This is a genomic window from Stenotrophomonas sp. TWI273, from assembly GCF_039674765.1.
Taxonomy (GTDB): Bacteria; Pseudomonadota; Gammaproteobacteria; order Xanthomonadales; family Xanthomonadaceae; genus Stenotrophomonas.
The window spans coordinates 36,377-54,565 of record NZ_JBDJOA010000015.1; the positions used below are offsets into that span (position 1 = coordinate 36,377).

Genomic DNA, 18,189 nt, shown 5'->3' on the forward strand with positions numbered 1-18,189 from the left:
GCGCAGGCAGCGTCCCGTTGTCCTATCCCCCTTCTGGTCCTGACAGCCGTCTCCCGGCCTGTCGGGGCGCCCGGCGAAAGAGCGGACCTGGTGCCGCTCTTCCGCTTTGACGAATCCCGACTTCCGGAACCCGATTCAAGTTATGAGCAAGCGCGATTACTACGAAGTGCTGAGCGTGTCCCGCACCGCCAGCGATGAAGAACTGAAGAAGGCCTATCGCCGTTGCGCGATGAAGTTCCATCCGGACCGCAATCCGGGTGACAACGAGGCAGAGGCCGCCTTCAAGGAATGCAAGGAAGCCTACGAAACCCTGTCCGACGGCAACAAGCGCCGGATGTACGATGCCCACGGCCATGCGGCATTCGAGCACGGCATGGGCGGCGGTGGCGGTGGTCCGGGTGGCCCGGACATGGGCGATATCTTCGGTGACATCTTCGGCAACATCTTCGGCGGTGGCGCCGGTGGTGGTGGTCCGCGCCAGGCCCGTCGTGGCGCCGATATCGGCTACGTGATGGAACTGGACCTGGAAGAAGCGGTGATGGGCGTGGAGCGCCGCATCGAGATTCCGAGTCTGGTCGAGTGTGATGACTGCAACGCCAGCGGTTCGGAAGACGGCAAGGTCGAGACCTGTTCGGTCTGCCGTGGCCAGGGCCAGGTGCGCATCCAGCGCGGCATCTTCGCGATGCAGCAGGCCTGCCACCACTGCAACGGCCGTGGCCAGATCATCCAGAACCCCTGCAAGACCTGTCACGGCAATGGCCGTGTCGAGGAAGACAAAGTGTTGTCGGTCAAGGTGCCCGCGGGCGTCGACACCGGCGACCGCATCCGTCTGTCCGGTGAAGGCGAGGCCGGTCCGGCCGGCACCCCGGCGGGCGATCTGTATGTGGAAGTGCGGGTGCGTGAGCACGCGATCTTCCAGCGCGACGGCGACGACCTTCACTGCGAAGTGCCGATCCGCATCTCGCAGGCGGCCTTGGGCGATACCGTCCGTGTAGCGACCCTCGGCGGCTATGCCGAGATCCGTATTCCGGCCGAGACCCAGACCGGCAAGCTGTTCCGCATGCGTGGCAAGGGCGTGCGTTCGGTACGCAGCCGCAGCGAAGGCGACCTGTACTGCCGCGTGGTGGTGGAGACCCCGGTCAACCTCACCCCGGAGCAGCGCAAGCTGCTGGAACAGTTCGAAACCACCTTCACCGGTGAGGAAGCGCGCAAGCATTCGCCGAAGTCGGCGACCTTCATCGATGGCGTGAAGGGCTTCTGGGACCGGATGACGTCGTAAGCGTCACGGGTTTCAGTGAATTACCGAAGGCCCCCTGCAAACAGGGGGCCTTTTTTGTGCGCGCAGACCGGGGGGTAGAGCCACCCCATGGGTGGCTGCACGCGGTGCCGGGTGGATCGACAGCCACCCATGGGGTGGCTCTACCGGGCGGCACCGGGCGTAAAATGTCGGCATGAACGAATCCCTCGAAAGCCACCTGGTCCACGGCCGCCGCCAGCGCCCGGACGGTCCGTCGCCGGTCGACGTCATCTCGGTGCAGTCCCAGCTCGTTTACGGCTATGCCGGCAACAGCGCGGCCGTGCCGCCGCTGCGCGCGCTGGGCGTGCGCGTGGCCGAAATCCCCACCACGCTGCTCAGCAATGCGCCGTTCTACGAAACCACGCGCGGCCGCGTGCTGCCCTCGGACTGGTTCGCCGATCTGCTGCTGGGCGCGGGTGAGCGCGGCCTGCCGCAGCGCGCCCGCATGCTGGTCTCCGGCTATTTCGGCAGTGTCGGCAATGGGGCGGCCTTCGCCGACTGGCTCGATGCGGTGCTGCCGTCTTCGCCGCAGCTGCGTTATTGCCTGGACCCGGTGATCGGCGACACCCACACCGGCCCTTACGTCGAGCCGGGACTGGAAAAAGTTTTTGCCGAACGCCTGCTGCCGCATGCCTGGCTGGTCACGCCGAATGCCTTTGAACTCGGCCGCCTGACCGGCATGCCCAGCCTGGCCCAGGACGATGCGATCGCCGCCTCGCAGGCGCTGTTGGCGCGCGGTCCCGAGTGGGTGCTGGCGCACAGCGTCGGCGGCGATCCGGGTCAGCTGGTCACGCTCGCGGTGAGCCGTGACGCGATCTGGCGCTGGTCCTCGCCGCATCTTCCGGTGGACGTCGCCGGCACCGGCGATGTGCTGATGTCGTTGCTGGTCGCGTTCCTGCTGCGTGGGGAAACCTTCGAACAGGCGATCTCACGCGCCATCGCCGGCGTGCATGTCGCGCTGGAGACCACGCTGGCCAACGGGCATGAAGAGTTCGATGTGCTGGCGGCGGCGCCGGCGGCACTGGCACTGCCGGATCGCTTCGTCGCCGAGCGCCTGGCGTGAGTCTGACACCGGTGGTTGGCATCGTCGGCAGCGACGGTGCCTACGGGCGCTGGCTGCGCCGCTTCCTGGAGCAACGCCTCGGCCTGGAAGTGATCGGCCATGACCCGGCCGACCCCGCGTCGGACAGTCCGGAAACGCTGCTTGATCGCGCCGACGTGTTGATCTTCTCGGCGCCGATCCGGCACACGCCCGCGTTGATCGCCGAGTACGTTGCGCGCTCGGCTGGTCGCGAAGCCGGTCGTCTGTGGTTGGATGTCACCTCGGTCAAATCGGCCCCGGTCGAGGCGATGCTCGCTTCGCAGGCCGAGGTGGTGGGGCTGCATCCGATGACGGCTCCGCCCAAGGCACCGACGCTGAAGGGCAGGGTGATGGTGGTCTGCGAGGGGCGCCTGACGCAGTGGCAGCCGTTCGTGCAGCAGCTGTGCGAGGCACTGGAGGCGGAGTGCGTACGTGCTACGCCTGAGCATCACGACCAGGTCATGGCGCTGGTGCAGGCGATGGTGCATGCCACCCACCTGGCCCAGGCCGGTGTGCTGCGCGAGTACGCGCCGATACTCGGTGCCTTGCCGGCCTTGATGCCGTACCGCTCGGCCTCGTTCGAGCTGGATACCGCGATCATCGCGCGCATCCTCTCGCTCAATCCGGCGATCTACGAAGACATCCAGTTCGGCAACCCGCACGTGGCGCCGATGTTGGACCGCCTGTTGGCGCAGTTGCAGCAGTTGCGAGCACAGCTGGAGCAGGGCGATGACGCGGCGCGCGCGGCGTTCCGCCAGCAGTTGCTGCTGGACAACCGTGACAGCATGGGTGCGGAGGTGCTGGCCGACGGCAACTACACCTTCGAGCGGGTCGGCTACCTGCTGGCCGATCTGACCGAACGCAACGCGATCAGCGTGCACCTGCCCGAAGACCGGCCCGGTTCACTGCGTGAGTTGCTGCATGTGTTCGAGCGGCACGGCGTCAGCCTGGCCTCGATCCATTCCTCGCGGACGCCAGCAGGCGAGGTGCACTTCCGGGTGGGGTTCGTGGTGGGCAGCGATGCCCTCGCGCTGCAGGCGGCGGCCATCGAGATCGATGCCTCGGGTATCGGCCGCGTGCTGGTGCGCTGACACGGTGCGCTGCAGCATTCATCCACAGGGGGTGTGGATGATCTGCGCACAAACATGTGGATAAGTGCGTACGCGCCTTGCGGTAAAAGGCTGTCAAGATGCTTGGTCAAAAATTGACCAACATCCGCGTAACTTTTTTTCAACGCCTCAGGTGACGAGGGTAAGCTCGCCGCCTGCCGTCCGGAACTCACGGCCGTCGCGGATCAGATGGCGGCCATCGGCCAGCTCGTAACGCGCGCTCTGGCCGGTGCCTGGGACGGCATCTGCCTGCTCATCCTTGAACTCGATGATGACGTAATCGTCGCCGTTGGCGTCGGTGGCGGGGAACTGTCGGAACGACATGAAACACCTCCTGCAGCGCATCCAGTGAGGGCTGCAGGATGCGATGGCCGGTGTTACCGGCCCGTCATCAATCGATGAATTGCAGGCGCGCCAGTTCGGCGTAGAGACCGCCCTCGGCCAGCAGCTCGGCATGCGTGCCCTGGGCGACGATCCGGCCGTGGTCCATGACCACGATGCGGTCAGCCTTCAGCACGGTGGCCAGGCGGTGCGCGATCACCAGCGTGGTGCGACCGGCCATCAACCGCTCCAGCGCCTGCTGCACCGCGCGCTCGCTTTGTGCATCCAGTGCACTGGTGGCTTCATCGAGGAGCAGGATCGGCGCGTCCTTGAGCAGGGCACGCGCGATCGCGATGCGTTGCTGCTGGCCGCCGGACAGGCGCGCACCGCGCTCGCCCAGCTCGCTGGCATAGCCCTCGGGCAGCGCCCGCAGGAACTCATCGGCCTCGGCCGCTTCGGCCGCGCGCTGCACCTCTTCATCGGTCGCTTCCAGACGGCCGTAGCGGATGTTCTCGAACGCACTGCTGGCAAACAGGGTCGGCTGCTGCGGCACCAAGGCCAGCTGTTCCCGCAGCTGTGCCGGATCGACCTCGCGCAGATCCACGCCATCGACCAGAACGCGACCGGCCGCAGGATCGTGGAAGCGCAGCAGCATCGACAGGATGGTGCTCTTGCCGGCGCCGGACGGGCCGACCAGCGCGACCGTCTCACCCGGGCGCACGTGCAGGTCCACGTGATCCAGCGCGGCGGTATCCGGGCGCTGCGGATAGTGGAACACCACATCCTCGAAACGGATCTCGCCGCGCAGTGGCTGCGGCAAGGGGGTGGGATGGGCCGGGGCGGTGATCTCCACGTCTTCCTGCAGCAGCTCGGCGATGCGGCCCATGCCACCGGACGCACGCTGCAGCTCGTTCCAGACCTCGGCCAGCGCACCGACCGAACCGCCGCCAATCAGCGCATACAGCACGAACTGGCCCAGCGTACCGGCGCTCATGTTGCCGTCGATCACTTCGTGCGCGCCCAACCACAGCACGCCGACGATGGCGCCGAACACCAGCACGATCGCGCTGGCGGTGACGATCGACTGCGCGCGGATCCGGCGACGTGCGGCACCGATCGCATCCCCAAGGGCGGCATTGAAGCGGCCGCGCTCATACGGCTCACGCGCGTGGGCCTGCACGGTGCGCACCGCGCCGAGGGTTTCCGAGGCCAGGCTGTTGGCATCGGCGATGCGGTCCTGGCTGGCGCGCGCGATGTTGCGCAGGCGGCGGGCGCCGATGATGATCGGCAGCACGGCCAGTGGAATGCCGACCAGCGACCAGGCGGCCAGATGCGGGCTGGTCACGAACAGCATCACCAGGCTGCCGACCACGGTGACGCTGCTGCGCAGGGCCACCGACATGGTCGAGCCGATCACGCTGCGCAGCAGTTCGCTGTCGGCGGTCAGGCGCGAGACCAGCTCGCCGCTGCGGCTGCGGTCGTGGAAGCCGGCACCCAGCGTGATCAGATGGGCGTACAGGCGGCTGCGCAGATCGGCGACCACCTTTTCGCCCAGCAGCGAGACGAAGAAGAAGCGCGCGGCGGTGGCCAGGGCCAGCACCACCGCGACCAGGAACAGCAGCGCGAAGGCCTTGTTGATCTGGCCGCCGCTGGTGAAGCCGTGGTCGATCATCTGGCGCACCGCGACCGGCAGGCTCAGGGTGGCCACCGAGGACACCGCCAAGGCCACCAGCCAGGCGCTGAACAGCCCAACGTGCCGGCGGACGAACGGCCACAAGGTGTTCAAGCTGCCCAATCGGCGCATCGGCGTGTCGTTCGGAACGGGTGCGTCAGTCATTCGATGGGCCTGGTTCGATGCGGGATTCAATACGGACACGATCACGAGTGGCGTCACGGAGGCGGTTTTTCAACGGTTGGACCTGATCTGCCGGCAAGCGCAGGTGCAGGTTCACGCCGTCGGCGGTGAACGCTTCGTCCACTTTCTCGGCCAGATGGGCGCCCAGGGCGGCATGCAGCGGGCCCAGATCCTCGAAGCCGGCCTGCACGTCCAGCTCGGCCATGACGATCAGGGGCAGCCGCGGGGCTACCCGCAGGCACTCGGCGGCAGTGCCGCCATAAGCACGGACCAGGCCGCCGGCACCGAGCTTGATGCCGCCGTACCAGCGTGTCACCACGACCATCACGTGATCGAAGCCCTGGCCATCAATGGCGGCCAGGATCGGGCGTCCGGCGGTGCCGGACGGCTCGCCGTCGTCGCTGGAGCGGTAGTCGTTGCCGTAGCGGTAGGCCCAGCAGTTGTGGGTGGCATCGGCGACGGCGACCTGCTGCAGGAACGCCAACGCAGCGGCTGCATGCTGGATTGGCGCGGCATGGGCGATGAAGCGGCTGTGCTTGATCTCCAGGCTGTGGCTGACGGGGGTGGCGAGCGTATCGGGCATTCCCATCATTCTAGTGGGGATGCCTGATCACCGTACGCGCCGCGTCAGTTTTCGAGCAGCTGGCGGAGATCGCGCGGGATGCGCACTTCCGGGTACTGCTGCAGATAACGCTCCAGGCTGGCACGTGCGGTATCCACATCGCCGGCATCGCGTCGCTCGCGGATGCGCTTGAGCCATTGCTTGCGCGGCAGGCTGGCATCGGCAGCGACCGCCTGATGCAAAGCCTGCACGGCATCGTCCGCCGAGGCGGGGGCCGCCATCGGCGCGGCGGCGCGGCGCATCACGCCGGGAGCACTGGGTGCGGGTTTGGCCGGCGGTGCGTTTTTGAGTGCGGCACGCGGCGCAGCGCGCTCGATCGTCGAACCGGTCACCACGACGCTGTCCAGCGCCGGTTCGCTTGTGTCCATGGCATACCCCGAGGCTGCCTGCGGTGCCGGGGCCGACATCATTGGCGCCGGGGCCTGCACCGGTGCCGGGGCGGGCGGTCCTGGCGGTGCGGGCGCGGCGATGGCCTCGGGGCGGGGCGAGGACATGTCCCGCCCACGCTCGGTCGCAGGCGGTGCGGCGGCTGGGGCAGGTTCGAGCGCCGTTGTCTTTGCCGCGCGCGGCTGCTGGACCGCCGGCGGTGCCGCGGCGGGGGGCGGTGGCGGCGCGGCCTCCATCGCCGGCGCAGTCCCGGTCACCGCGGTGCTGGATGCCGGTGCGGCGACCGGTTCGGCCAACGGCGGGGCGGGCGGGTCTTCGGGCTTGAGCTGCCAGGCGATGCCCACGGCGAAGATCACCGAGGCGGCCAGCCCGAACACGGCCGGCAGGCGTGAGCGCGGCCGTCGCGCAGGCACGGCGGTGTCCGGCGGCAGCGTCCAGGTGGCAGCGTCTGCGGCCGGTGCTTCCACTGCCGTACGGGCGGCCGCAAGCACCGCCTCGTCGATCGCCGGCGCCGGGCCGGTGGCACTCGGGCGACCCAGCAGCCGGGCCAGTTCGCGTTCTTCCGGGGTCAGTGGATCCGGGCGGTTCATCCGCTCAACCCCGTCCGCAGTTTGTCCATGGCATAGCGCAGCCGTGATTTGACTGTCTCACGGCCGACACCGGTGATCTCGGCAATCTCTTCCAGGCTCAGTTCCTGTTCCAGGCGCAACTGCAGGACCTCGCGCTGCTCGGGCGGCAGCTGCTCCATGGCCAGCTGCAGCTGGCGGCGTTGTTCGAACTCGGACAGCTGGGTTTCCGGCGTGCGCGCATCGGCGATCGCCGCGACCCGCTCATCGGCGTCGATCGGGGCTGCAGGCCGGTGCCTGGCCGCACGCCAGTGGTCGTTGAGGCGGTTGTGGGCGATCCGGAACAGCCAGGTGGTGAAGGCGGCGTCCGGCTGCCAGCCGGCGCGCGCGGCGATCACGCGCTGCCAGACGTCCTGGAACATCTCATCGGCCAGCGCGCCGTCGCGCAGCTGGCGCAGCAGGAAGCTGTACAGACGGCCGCGATGACGGCCATACAGCGCCTCGAATGCACGCAGGTCGCCGCCGGCCCAGGCCAGCATCAGCGCTTCATCGGTCGGCAGGGCAAGGGCGTCCACGCCGCACAGAGTAAGCGCTGCGGGGGTGTTCGCATAGTCGATGGCGCGCGGGGCGGCAGAGCGGGATGGCATGGTGATGACCTGGGGCACAGCACGAACAACGTCCAGCAGCGCCGGACGGGGTTGAAGCGCTTCCATTGCCCCCCGGTCCGCGCGTTATGCTCGCAGGACAGGGGCGGTGCCGGGCAGTCGGCACGCGAGAGATGAGCAACGTGACCAGCCAGATGGTGACCTCTTCAGTGCAACGGGACGGTGATGCGGTGATCCCTGCCGCGGTCGCCACGGCGTTGTGCGCCCTGTTGCCGGCAGGGGCGGCGATCACGCTGGCCTGGTCGGATCCGGTGCTGGGCGAGGGTGCCCTGGCCCATCCTGAGGGCCGCAGCCCGCCGGCGGGCCCTGGTCCCGCGCGGCGTCAGGCGGCCTCGGCCGGCATGGCGCTGCAGCAGTGCTGGAACCACAGCGGCGCCGCCCTGACGCTGGACGTGACCCCGGCCGCCGGGACGACACCGCCGGACACCTGGTGGGCGTTGGCGCGCTCCCTGTTCCAGAGCACCCTGCTGCTGGCGCGGCAGCGCCGCGAGATCGCCTCCCTGGAAGACTCCAAACGCCTGCAGCAGGCGCTCTATGAAATCGCCGATCTGGCCGGTGCGGACCTGGAAATGGCCGAGATGCTGCGCCACTTCCATCGCGTGCTCAATTCGCTGATGTACGCGCAGAACTGTTTCATCGTCGAATACGACGACATCCGCCACCGGGTCCGCTTCCTGTATTTCGCCGATCAGAAAGATGATTTCGTTGCCGACCCGGATCGCAGCTACGAAGAGCATGAAATGCCACGCAGCCTCACCTTCGCGCTGCTGCGGCATGGTGAGCCGTTGAGCGGTCCCTCGCGGGAACTGCTGGCCGTCCTTGATGACGAACATGACCCCGAGCGCGGCCCGGAAAGCCTGGACTGGCTGGGCGTGCCGATGCTGCGCGATGGGCGCGTGTGCGGCGCGATCGTGGTGCAGAGCTACGAACACCGCGCGCGCTATGGCGAGGCCGACCGCACCCTGCTGGGCTATGTCGCCCAGCACATCCTGACCGCGATGGACCGGCGCCAGGCGCAGGTGCAGTTGGAGCGGCAGGTCGAGCGCCGCACGGTCGAGCTGCAGCGTGCCAACCGCAATCTGCAGGAGGAGGTGGTCGAGCGCCGCCGTGCTGAGAAACTGCAGATGGCGCTGTTCAACATCGCCGAGCTGGCGATGAGCGCCGAGTCGCTGTCGCAGTACTACGGCCAGGTGCATGGCGTCGTCGGCACGCTGCTGGATGCGCGCAACTTCTATATCGCGCTGGTCAATGAACGCGGGGATGGGCTGGAGTTCGTGTACTCGGTGGATGAGTACAACCCCTCGCGCGCACCACGGCCCTTCAGCGAAGGCCTGACCGAGTTCATCGTGCGCAACCGGCAACCGCTGCTGGCCACGCGTGAGCGCATCGATGCGCTGCGCGACAGTGGCGTGGTGCGCGAGTTCGGTGCGCGCTCGAACTGCTGGCTGGGTGTGCCGTTGTTGAGCGATGACGATGTGGTCGGCGTGATCGTGGTGCAGAGTTATTCACCGGAGGTGGTGTTCACCGTGCACGACCAGCGGCTGCTGACCTTCGTGGCACAGAACATCGGCAACGGACTGGCGCGCCAGCGTGACCAGGAACGGTTGCGCAACGCGCATGCCGATCTGGAAAAGCGCGTGGACGAGCGCACCCGCGAGCTGGCCGACGTCAACGACAAGCTGCTGGGCCAGATCGGCGAGCGCCTGCGTGCCGAACAGCGCCTCACCCACCAGGCCATGCACGACGCGCTGACCGGACTGCCCAATCGCCTGCATCTGCTGGACCGGTTGGAAGACGCGATCGTGCGTGCGCGCGCCAACGAAAGCCAGGGCTTTGCCGTGCTGTTCCTGGACCTGGACCGGTTCAAGCTGGTCAATGACAGCATCGGCCATGCCGCTGGTGACCAGATGCTGGTGGAGGTGGCCAAGCGCATCGTCTCGATGATCTCCGCACAGGATGTGGTCGCACGGCTGGGCGGGGATGAGTTCGCGATCCTGCTCCAGTGCGGCGATGGCCTGGCCTCGGCGCTGGAGTTTTCCCAGCGCATGCTGGTGGCGCTGGAAGAATCGATGTGGGTGAAGGGGCGCGAACTGTTCCCCTCGGGCAGCCTGGGTATCGCCATGTGGAACCCGCGTTACCGCAACGGCGAGGAACTGGTGCGCGATGCGGATGCGGCGATGTACCGCGCCAAGGCGCAGGGCAATGATCGCTGCGCCGTGTTCGATGAGGCGATGCGCGAGCAGGCACTGCGCAGCCTGGACCTGGAGGCGGACCTGCGCCGGGCCATCATCAACCGGGATTTCATGCCGTTCTATCAGCCGATCGTGCGGCTCAGCGATGGTGAGCTGGTCGGCCACGAAGCACTGTTGCGCTGGCAGCACGAGCGCCGCGGGCTGCTGCTGCCGAGTGCGTTCCTGGATCTGGGCGAAGAGAGCGGCCTGATCGAACAGGTGGACTGGTTGCTGTACGAACAGGTGATCACCCAGCTCGCGCGCGGTGGCCGTGGGTATCTGTCCGTCAATGTGTCGCCGCGGCACTTCCGCTCGGCCGATTTCAGCACGCGCCTGTTCGGCCTGATCGAAGCGGCCGGCGCCGATCCGCACCGGTTGCGGCTGGAGATCACCGAGGTGGCGCTGCTGGATGATGGCCCACGCACGCTGCGCATCCTGCAGACCCTGCGTGAGCGCGGGGTGCTGGTGCAGCTGGATGATTTCGGCACCGGCTTCTCGGCGCTGTCCTACCTGCACCGGTTCCCGATCTCGACGCTGAAGATCGACCAATCCTTCATCGCCGGCCTGCACGGCCAGGACATGCAGAGCACGCACGCGCTGGTGCAGGGCGTGCTGTCACTGGCGCGCACACTGGGCATCGAAACGGTGGGCGAGGGCATCGAAACCCAGGCCCAGCACGATACGCTGCTGCAGCTCGGCTGCGATTACGGCCAGGGCTATCTGCTCGGCCGGCCGGCCCCGATGGTGATCCCCGCGACGGCCTGAACCGTCGCGGTGCCGCAGGCATCAACGCAGCGCGTTGGCCCGCTTTTCGTCGATCCACTTGGAGGCCTGCGCCGGCTCGTAGGCACGCATCCAGGCCAGCATTTCATCGATGTCCGAGCCATACCACAGGTCCGCGCGCTGGGCCGGGTGCAGGAAGCGCTCTTCGACCATGCGATCGATCATGCCGATCAGCGGGGCATAGAAGCCGTCCACATCCAGGAACGCGCAGGGCTTGTTGCCGATGCCCAGCTGGCGCCAGGTCAGCATCTCGAAAATTTCTTCCATGGTGCCGAAGCCGCCGGGCAGGGCGACGAACGCATCGGACAGATCGAACATGCGCGACTTGCGCTCGTGCATCGAACCGACGATTTCCAGCTCGGTCAGGCCACGGTGGGCCACTTCCCAGTCCGCCAGCTGCTGCGGGATCACGCCGGTGACTTCACCGCCGCCTTCAAGCACGGCATTGGCCACGGTGCCCATCAGGCCGACGTTGCCGCCGCCGTAGACCAGGCGCAGGCCGTCGCGGGCGATGCGGTCGCCCAGCGCGATGGCGCGCTCGGTGTAGACCGGCTTGCTGCCGGGGTTGGAACCACAGTAAACGCAAATCGACTTCATTGGATCTTCCTGTTGTCCGAATCTGTAGCGACCGGAAACGAAAAAGCCCCGCCGATGACCGGTGCGCTGGTCTCGTGACGGGGTGTCGTTCCGCAGGTGCGGTGGCGGATTATCGCGCGTTTCGGGCGCGGGGGCCAATCGGGCGCCGGGGGTGGCGGCTGGGTAGTGGTTGCTCTGCCGGGTTTGTGGCAGCCGACCAACGGTCGGCTCTACCGGGGTTCATGGGGGTAGAGCCGACCGTTGGTCGGCTGCCGTTGTTCGTACCGCCGGCCTCAGGCCGCCTGCGACTGCTCCCGGCGCGGACCTTCCTTCAACGCGCGGCCGACCAGGCCGACCAGCAGGTCCAGCTCTTCGCCGTCCATGCCGAAGTGCGGGGTGAAGCGCAGCGAGTTCTCGCCGCCATGGATCACATTGATGCCATGGTTGCGCAGCCACTCTTCGGTGGAGCCGGTGCCATAGCACTTGAACTGCGGGGCCAGCTCGCAGGAGAACAGCAGGCCGGTGCCCTGGACCTTGGTGATCAGCCCGCCCAGCTCGGTCTTGAGCTGTTCCAGCTTGCGCACGGCTTCCTCGCCGCGCACGCGGATGTTCTCGCGCACCTGCGGCGTCAGCAGCGACAACGTGGCGCAGGCCACGTCCAGCGCCCGCGGGTTGGAGGTCATGGTGTTGCCGTAGATGCCCTTGCGATACAGCTGCGCCGCATGCTCGGTCACGGCCAGCACGGAAAGCGGGAACTGGGCCGCGTTGAGCGCCTTGGAGTAGGTTTCCATGTCCGGCACATCCAGGCCTTCGAAGCCCGGGTAATCCACGATCGAGAGCACGCCGTGCGCGCGCAGGCCGGCCTGGATCGAATCCAGCAGCAGCAGGCTGCCGTGCTGGCGGGTCAGTTCGCGGGCCAGCGCATAGAACGCGGGCGGCACCGAGCGGCCGGGGTCGCCTTCGCCCATCACCGGCTCCAGGAAGACCGCCTCGATGAACCAGCGGTTCTGTTCGGCCTCGGCGAACACGCGCTTGAGCGCCTCCTCGTCATAGGGCGCGATCGCGATCACCGTGTCCTCGCCGCGGTAGCTGGCCAGGTGCTGCATGTAAGTCTTGCGACTGGAATCGGAATACAGGCCCGGGCGGTCGGTGCGGCCGTGGAAGCTGCCCTTCACCACCACGCGCTTGATCTTCGCACCGGCGTGGCGGGCGCCCGGATCGGTCTGCAGCTTGGCGTTGACATCGGCGATGCGGGCGGCCAGCCCTACCGCTTCGGAGCCCGAGTTCAGGCACATGAAGTGGCTGTACGGGCAGCCGCCACGACGGTGGCCGATCTCCTTGCGCAACGCCTGGATGAAGCGCTGCTGGGACAGGCTGGGGGTCATCACATTGGCCATGACCTGCGGCGCGGCCATCGCCTGCATCACCGCCTCGGGGGTGTGCCCGAAGCCGAGCATGCCGTAGCCGCCGGCGTCGTACAGCACCGCGCCCTTCAGGGTGACCACCCATGCGCCACGGGCGGCGAGGGCGACGTACGGGGTGACCGCATCATCGGCATAGAAATTGACGAACCCCTCCTGCATCGCATCGATCTGGGCGCGCTCGTCCAGTGCCAGCAGGCCGCCAAGATCGGCGCGCACGCGCTCGAATTCAGCGGCGGCGGCGTCGATGGCGGCGACCAGGGCGGGGTGGCCGGCGGCCAGGCGTTCGAGGGTGGCGTCATCCAGGCCGGTGGTGAGGCGGGTGCCGGGCTGGGCGCGGAGCGGGGCGAGACGTTCGATGAAGCTCATTGCAGATCTCCTGAAACGATGGCGGCACGGCGGAAAAGCAAAACGCGCGTCTATTCGCGCGCGCTTCGGGCATTCCTGCTCGTGCATCAGACTTCCGGCTCGATGCTAGCACGCGGTTTTTCGCGCGATAACCCCGTCAAAAACTGTTGCAAAGCAGCATTTTGCGCGACGTTTGGCGAATCCTTCGTTGCCACCGAGAGCCAGTCGTACAATGGCCGACATTGCCTACACGTTGCCGTGCGCTCCCTTGAAGAAGTCCGATTTCAACTACGACCTGCCGCCTGAACTGATTGCCCAGGCGCCGCTCGCCGAGCGCTCGGCCAGCCGCCTGATGGTGGTGCCGCCGGCCCCGGCCGCGTTTGATCACCGCCAGGTCCGCGATCTGCCCGACCTGCTGCAGCCCGGCGACCTGCTGGTCTTCAACGACACCCGGGTGATCCCGGCCCGTCTGTTCGGCCAGAAGGCCAGCGGCGGCCGTGTCGAGATCCTGATCGAGCGCCTGCTCGGTGGCCAGCAGGCCCGCGCGCAGGTCGGCGCCAGCAAGTCGCCCAAGCCAGGCAGCCGCATCGCGCTCGACGCCGGTGGCGAGGCCGAGGTGCTGGGCCGCGACGGCGAGTTCTACGTGCTGCAGTTCCACGTGCCCGAGGCGCTGGAGCAATGGCTGCTGCACGCCGGTCGGCTGCCGCTGCCGCCCTACATCCAGCGCGAGCCGGGCGTGGACGACCGCGAGCGCTACCAGACCGTGTTCGCGCGCGAGATCGGCGCGGTGGCCGCCCCGACCGCCGGCCTGCACTTCGATGAGGCCCTGCTGGCCACGTTGAAGGACAAGGGCGTGGCGTTCGGCCACGTGACCCTGCACGTGGGTGCGGGCACCTTCCAGCCGGTCCGCGTGGACGATCTGAAAGAACACGTGATGCACCGTGAGTGGCTGAACGTCGGGGCTGAACTGGTCCAGCAGGTGCGCCGCACCCGGGCTGCGGGCGGCCGGGTGATCGGCGTCGGGACCACCGTGGTGCGTGCGCTGGAAAGCGCCATGCGCGAGGGCGAACTGCTGCCCTACGCCGGGGAAACCCAGATCTTCATCACGCCGGGCTACCGGATCCGCAGCGTGGACGCGATGGTGACCAACTTCCATCTGCCGGAAAGCACGCTGCTGATGATGATCTCGGCGTTTGCCGGCCAGGCCCGGGTGTTCGAGGCCTACCAGGCTGCGATCGCGGAGAAGTACCGCTTCTTCAGCTATGGCGATGCGATGCTGCTGTTCCCGCAGGGGGAATGAGGTCAGCGGGGCAGGCGCGGCCGTTTTCGGCGACAATGGCAGACTATTTGCCCGAATGACCGCTCCATGTCCCGACTCCAGTTCCAGCTCCAGACCACCGACGGTCGCGCCCGCCGCGGCCGCCTGACCTTCCCGCGCGGGACCGTGGAAACCCCGGCCTTCATGCCGGTGGGGACCTATGGCTCGGTGAAGGGCATCCTGCCGGAGCAGATCCGCGCGCTGGGTGCGGAAATCATCCTCGGCAACACCTTCCATCTGTACCTGCGCCCGGGCCTGGACGTGATCGCCGACCACGGCGGGCTGCATGGCTTCGCGCGCTGGAACGGCCCGATCCTGACCGACTCCGGCGGCTTCCAGGTGTTCTCGCTGGCCCACCGCCGCAAGATCACCGAGCAGGGCGTGACGTTCTCCTCGCCGACCGACGGCGCCCGTGTGTTCCTGGGCCCGGAAGAGAGCATGCGCATCCAGAAGGTGCTCGATTCGGACGTGGTGATGATCTTCGACGAGTGCACCCCGTACCCGGCCACCGAGCCGGTCGCGCGCACCTCGATGGAGCTGAGCCTGCGCTGGGCGCAGCGCAGCCGTAACGCGCACGATGAACTGGGCAACGACGCGGCGCTGTTCGGCATCGTCCAGGGCGGCGTCCATCACGACCTGCGCAGCCGCTCGGCCGAGGGTCTGCAGCAGATCGGCTTCGACGGCTACGCCATCGGCGGCCTGGCCGTGGGCGAGCCCGAGCACGAACGCAACGCCATGCTCGACCATATGCACCCGATCCTGCCGGCCGATCGCCCGCGCTACCTGATGGGCGTCGGCCGCCCGGAGGATCTGGTCGAAGGCGTCGCCCGCGGCGTGGACATGTTCGATTGTGTGATGCCGACCCGGAATGCCCGCAACGGCCACTATTTCACCTCGTTCGGCACGGTCCGCATCCGCAACGCCCGCTACGAGCGCGACATGGACACCATCGAGCCGGGCTGCGGCTGCCATGCCTGCACCAGCGGCTATACCCGCTCGTATCTGCGCCACCTGGACCGCTGCAACGAGATGCTGGCGCCGATGCTGGGCACCATCCACAACCTCTATTACTACGAGAAGTTGATGGCCGACATGCGCGAGGCGATCGCGGCGGGAACCTTTACCGCCTTCCGCGAGTCCTTCTACGCGGCCCGTGGTGCGGTCACGCCCGCGCTGTAAAGTGACCCCCGCCAGCCGATCCAGCGCGCGAACCCTGCCAAACGGCCCAAGGACGAACTCCCGGGGCCATGGCATACTTCGAGGCTGACCCCCGTTTCGCGGCGACTCCCCGACCCTCAAAGAGGGCAGGGCGCCTCCCAACCCAAGGACACACTATGAACCTGCTCGCCTTCCTGATTCCCACCGCCAACGCCCAGGCCGCCGGTGGCCAGCCGCAGGGCATGGGTCTGACCACCCTGCTGTTCCCGATCATCCTGATCGCGATCATGTACTTCCTGATGATCCGCCCGCAGATGAAGCGCCAGAAGGAACACAAGGCCATGCTGGAGAAGGTCAAGCGCGGTGACGAAGTGCTGACCAACGGCGGCATCGCCGGCGTGGTCACCGACATCGGCGACAACTTCATCACCATCGAAGTGGCCGAGAACGTGCGCATCCGCGTGCAGAAGGGCGCCGTGGGCAATGTGCTGCCGACCGGCACGCTGAAGTCGGCCAACTGATCCACTCCCTTTCCGTTCAACCGCGGTGCCGGGACGGGCACCGCGCGGGACCCAAGCAATGCTCGAATTTCCACGCTGGAAGTATTTCCTCATCCTGATCGTGTTGGCGGTCAGTGCGTTGTACGCACTGCCCAACATCTACCAGAAGGACCCTGCCGTGCAGATCACCGCCAACCGTGGCGGGCAGATCGACGACGCCCTGCGCGACCGCGTGCTGGGTGACCTCAAGCAGGCCGGCGTGGAGCCGCTGTCGGTGGCCAAGGAAGGCGACAGCCTGATCGTGCGCCTGCCGACGCTGCAGGCGCAGACCGCCGCCAACGACGCCCTGCGCGACGAGATGGGCGAGGACTACGTGGTCGCCCTGAACCTGGCCTCCACCGTGCCGGAGTGGCTGAGCGACCTCGGCGCCAAGCCGATGGTGCTCGGCCTGGATCTGCAGGGCGGCGTGCACTTCGTGCTGCAGGTCGACCAGAAGGCTGCACTGGACAAGCGTCTGGACGCCTACGCCGAAGACGTGCGGACCAGCCTGCGCGATGCCCGCATCGCCTACCAGTCGGTGGAGCGTCGTGGCGACAACACCATCGTGGCCACCATCAGCCCGTCCGCCGGTGCCGATGCCGCCGCGCGTGCCCGCGAAGTCATGGTCAAGGCGCAGCCGACGCTGGGCTACGAGGTGGCGGGCAACCGCATCACCGTGAGCATGCCGGAGACGGAACTGACCGCGATCGCCAACGGCGCCATCGAGCAGAACGTCAACACGCTGCGCAACCGCGTCAATCAGCTCGGCGTGGCCGAGCCGATCATCCAGCGCCAGGGTGCCGACCGCGTGGTCGTGCAGCTGCCGGGCGTGCAGGACACCGCTGAAGCCAAGCGCATGATCGGTGCCACCGCGACGCTGGAGTACCGCGCCGTGGTCGAGGGCAATGCCCAGGACGCGATCACCAGCGGCCGTATCCCGCCGGAGGCCAAGGTCTACCAGCAGCGTGACAACCGTGGCCCGATCCTGCTCAACAAGCGCGTGATCGTGACCGGCGACCAGATGGTCGCCGCCCAGGCCACCACCGACCAGAACGGCGCTGCGGCCGTGAGCGTGACGCTGAACAATGTCGGCGGCCAGCGCATGTTTGATTTCACCAGCGCCAACGTCAACAAGCCGATGGCGGTGGTCTACACCGAACGCATCCCGACCGTGAACGTGGTCGATGGCAAGGAAGTGCGCAGCTTCCGCGTCAAGGAAGAAGTGATCTCGGTCGCCAACATCAACGGCGTGTTCGGCAAGAACTTCCAGACCACCGGCCTTGAGAAGACCGAGGCGGAAAACCTGGCCAAGCTGCTGAAATCCGGTTCGCTGGCCGCGCCGATGGACTTCGTTGAAGAACGCATCGTCGGCCCGAGCCTGGGTGCGGAGAACGTCGAGCGCGGCGTGACCGCGGTCGGCTTCGCGTTCCTGTTCACCCTGATCTTCTTCACCGTGTACTACCGCATGTTCGGCGTGATCACCTCGGTGGCCATGCTGTTCAACCTGCTGATCGTGGTGGCGGTGATGTCGCTGTTCGGTGCGACGATGACGCTGCCCGGCTTCGCCGGTCTGGCGCTGTCGATCGGCCTGTCGGTCGACGCCAACGTGCTGATCAACGAGCGTATCCGTGAAGAGCTGCGGGCCGGCATGCCGCCCAAGACGGCCATCGTGGCCGGTTACGAGAAGGCTTCCGGGACCATCCTGGACGCCAACCTCACCGGCATCCTGGCGGGTGTGGCGTTGTATGCGTTCGGTACCGGTCCGTTGAAGGGCTTCGCCGTGACCATGATCGTCGGCATCCTGGCCTCCATGTTCACTGCAATCACCGTCTCGCGTGCCCTTGCCGTGCTGGTCTACAGCCGCCGCAAGAAGCTCAAGACCCTGGCCATTTGACGGGAAGCGAATAGAAAC

At 67.4% G+C, this 18,189-nt stretch carries 15 protein-coding genes; 8 read left to right on the forward strand and 7 right to left on the reverse strand.

Annotated elements, in window-relative coordinates; all coding sequences use genetic code 11:
* The first annotated feature begins 142 nt into the window (after positions 1 to 142).
* The 3 genes from dnaJ to ABE571_RS15805 all read left to right on the forward strand — a co-directional run bounded on the left by dnaJ (position 143) and on the right by ABE571_RS15805 (position 3,469).
* Complete coding sequence (gene dnaJ, locus ABE571_RS15795) at positions 143 to 1,279, forward strand: molecular chaperone DnaJ (RefSeq protein WP_121042065.1); 1,137 nt, start codon at positions 143 to 145, stop codon at positions 1,277 to 1,279.
* Positions 1,280 to 1,451: 172 nt separating this feature from the next.
* The gene (gene pdxY / locus ABE571_RS15800) at positions 1,452 to 2,360 is read left to right on the forward strand and encodes a pyridoxal kinase (RefSeq protein ID WP_313218022.1); all 909 of its coding nucleotides are present in this window, start codon (positions 1,452 to 1,454) and stop codon (positions 2,358 to 2,360) included.
* Positions 2,357 to 3,469, forward strand: a complete 1,113-nt coding sequence (locus ABE571_RS15805; protein WP_346494067.1) for a prephenate dehydrogenase — start codon at positions 2,357 to 2,359, stop codon at positions 3,467 to 3,469. The genes pdxY and ABE571_RS15805 overlap by 4 nt, the downstream gene beginning before the upstream one ends.
* Before the next feature lie 147 nt (positions 3,470 to 3,616).
* Here ABE571_RS15805 and ABE571_RS15810 read toward each other — a convergent pair whose 3' ends face one another.
* From ABE571_RS15810 to ABE571_RS15830, 5 genes are all read right to left on the reverse strand, one after another.
* Entirely contained in the window at positions 3,617 to 3,811 is a 195-nt protein-coding gene (locus ABE571_RS15810; protein WP_346482097.1) for a hypothetical protein, read from the reverse strand.
* A 67-nt stretch (positions 3,812 to 3,878) separates the two neighbouring features.
* Entirely contained in the window at positions 3,879 to 5,645 is a 1,767-nt protein-coding gene (locus ABE571_RS15815; RefSeq protein ID WP_346494069.1) for an ABC transporter transmembrane domain-containing protein, read from the reverse strand.
* Entirely contained in the window at positions 5,638 to 6,246 is a 609-nt protein-coding gene (locus ABE571_RS15820) for a YigZ family protein (protein WP_346494070.1), read from the reverse strand. Before ABE571_RS15820 ends, ABE571_RS15815 begins: the two co-directional genes overlap by 8 nt.
* Before the next feature lie 44 nt (positions 6,247 to 6,290).
* Positions 6,291 to 7,262: a hypothetical protein gene (locus tag ABE571_RS15825; protein ID WP_346494072.1), complete on the reverse strand. Its 972-nt coding sequence runs from the start codon at positions 7,260 to 7,262 to the stop codon at positions 6,291 to 6,293.
* Positions 7,259 to 7,813 (reverse strand): RNA polymerase sigma factor, encoded by a 555-nt coding sequence (locus tag ABE571_RS15830; protein WP_346464501.1) that lies wholly within the window; start codon positions 7,811 to 7,813, stop codon positions 7,259 to 7,261. Before ABE571_RS15830 ends, ABE571_RS15825 begins: the two co-directional genes overlap by 4 nt.
* Positions 7,814 to 8,016: 203 nt before the next feature.
* On the opposite strand from ABE571_RS15830, the gene ABE571_RS15835 reads away from it, so the two are divergent.
* Entirely contained in the window at positions 8,017 to 10,899 is a 2,883-nt protein-coding gene (locus tag ABE571_RS15835) for an EAL domain-containing protein (RefSeq protein WP_313211570.1), read from the forward strand.
* Between the two features lie 21 nt (positions 10,900 to 10,920).
* Here the strand turns inward: ABE571_RS15835 and ABE571_RS15840 are convergent, their stop codons facing one another.
* The gene (locus ABE571_RS15840; RefSeq protein ID WP_123729018.1) at positions 10,921 to 11,514 is read right to left on the reverse strand and encodes a TIGR00730 family Rossman fold protein; all 594 of its coding nucleotides are present in this window, start codon (positions 11,512 to 11,514) and stop codon (positions 10,921 to 10,923) included.
* Positions 11,515 to 11,786: 272 nt separating this feature from the next.
* Positions 11,787 to 13,283 carry an aminotransferase class III-fold pyridoxal phosphate-dependent enzyme gene (locus ABE571_RS15845; protein WP_313218031.1) on the reverse strand — a complete coding sequence of 499 codons (1,497 nt, stop codon included), beginning with the start codon at positions 13,281 to 13,283 and terminating at the stop codon, positions 11,787 to 11,789.
* A 247-nt stretch (positions 13,284 to 13,530) separates the two neighbouring features.
* On the opposite strand from ABE571_RS15845, the gene queA reads away from it, so the two are divergent.
* From queA to secD, 4 genes are all read left to right on the forward strand, one after another.
* Positions 13,531 to 14,562: a tRNA preQ1(34) S-adenosylmethionine ribosyltransferase-isomerase QueA gene (gene queA / locus ABE571_RS15850; protein ID WP_313211590.1), complete on the forward strand. Its 1,032-nt coding sequence runs from the start codon at positions 13,531 to 13,533 to the stop codon at positions 14,560 to 14,562.
* Between the two features lie 66 nt (positions 14,563 to 14,628).
* A complete protein-coding gene (gene tgt / locus ABE571_RS15855; protein ID WP_176989755.1) occupies positions 14,629 to 15,759 on the forward strand; it encodes a tRNA guanosine(34) transglycosylase Tgt in 1,131 nt (376 codons plus the stop codon).
* A gap of 155 nt (positions 15,760 to 15,914) precedes the next feature.
* A complete protein-coding gene (gene yajC / locus ABE571_RS15860; RefSeq protein ID WP_019183141.1) occupies positions 15,915 to 16,259 on the forward strand; it encodes a preprotein translocase subunit YajC in 345 nt (114 codons plus the stop codon).
* A gap of 58 nt (positions 16,260 to 16,317) precedes the next feature.
* Entirely contained in the window at positions 16,318 to 18,171 is a 1,854-nt protein-coding gene (gene secD, locus ABE571_RS15865) for a protein translocase subunit SecD (protein ID WP_313218035.1), read from the forward strand.
* Positions 18,172 to 18,189: the final 18 nt, after the last annotated feature.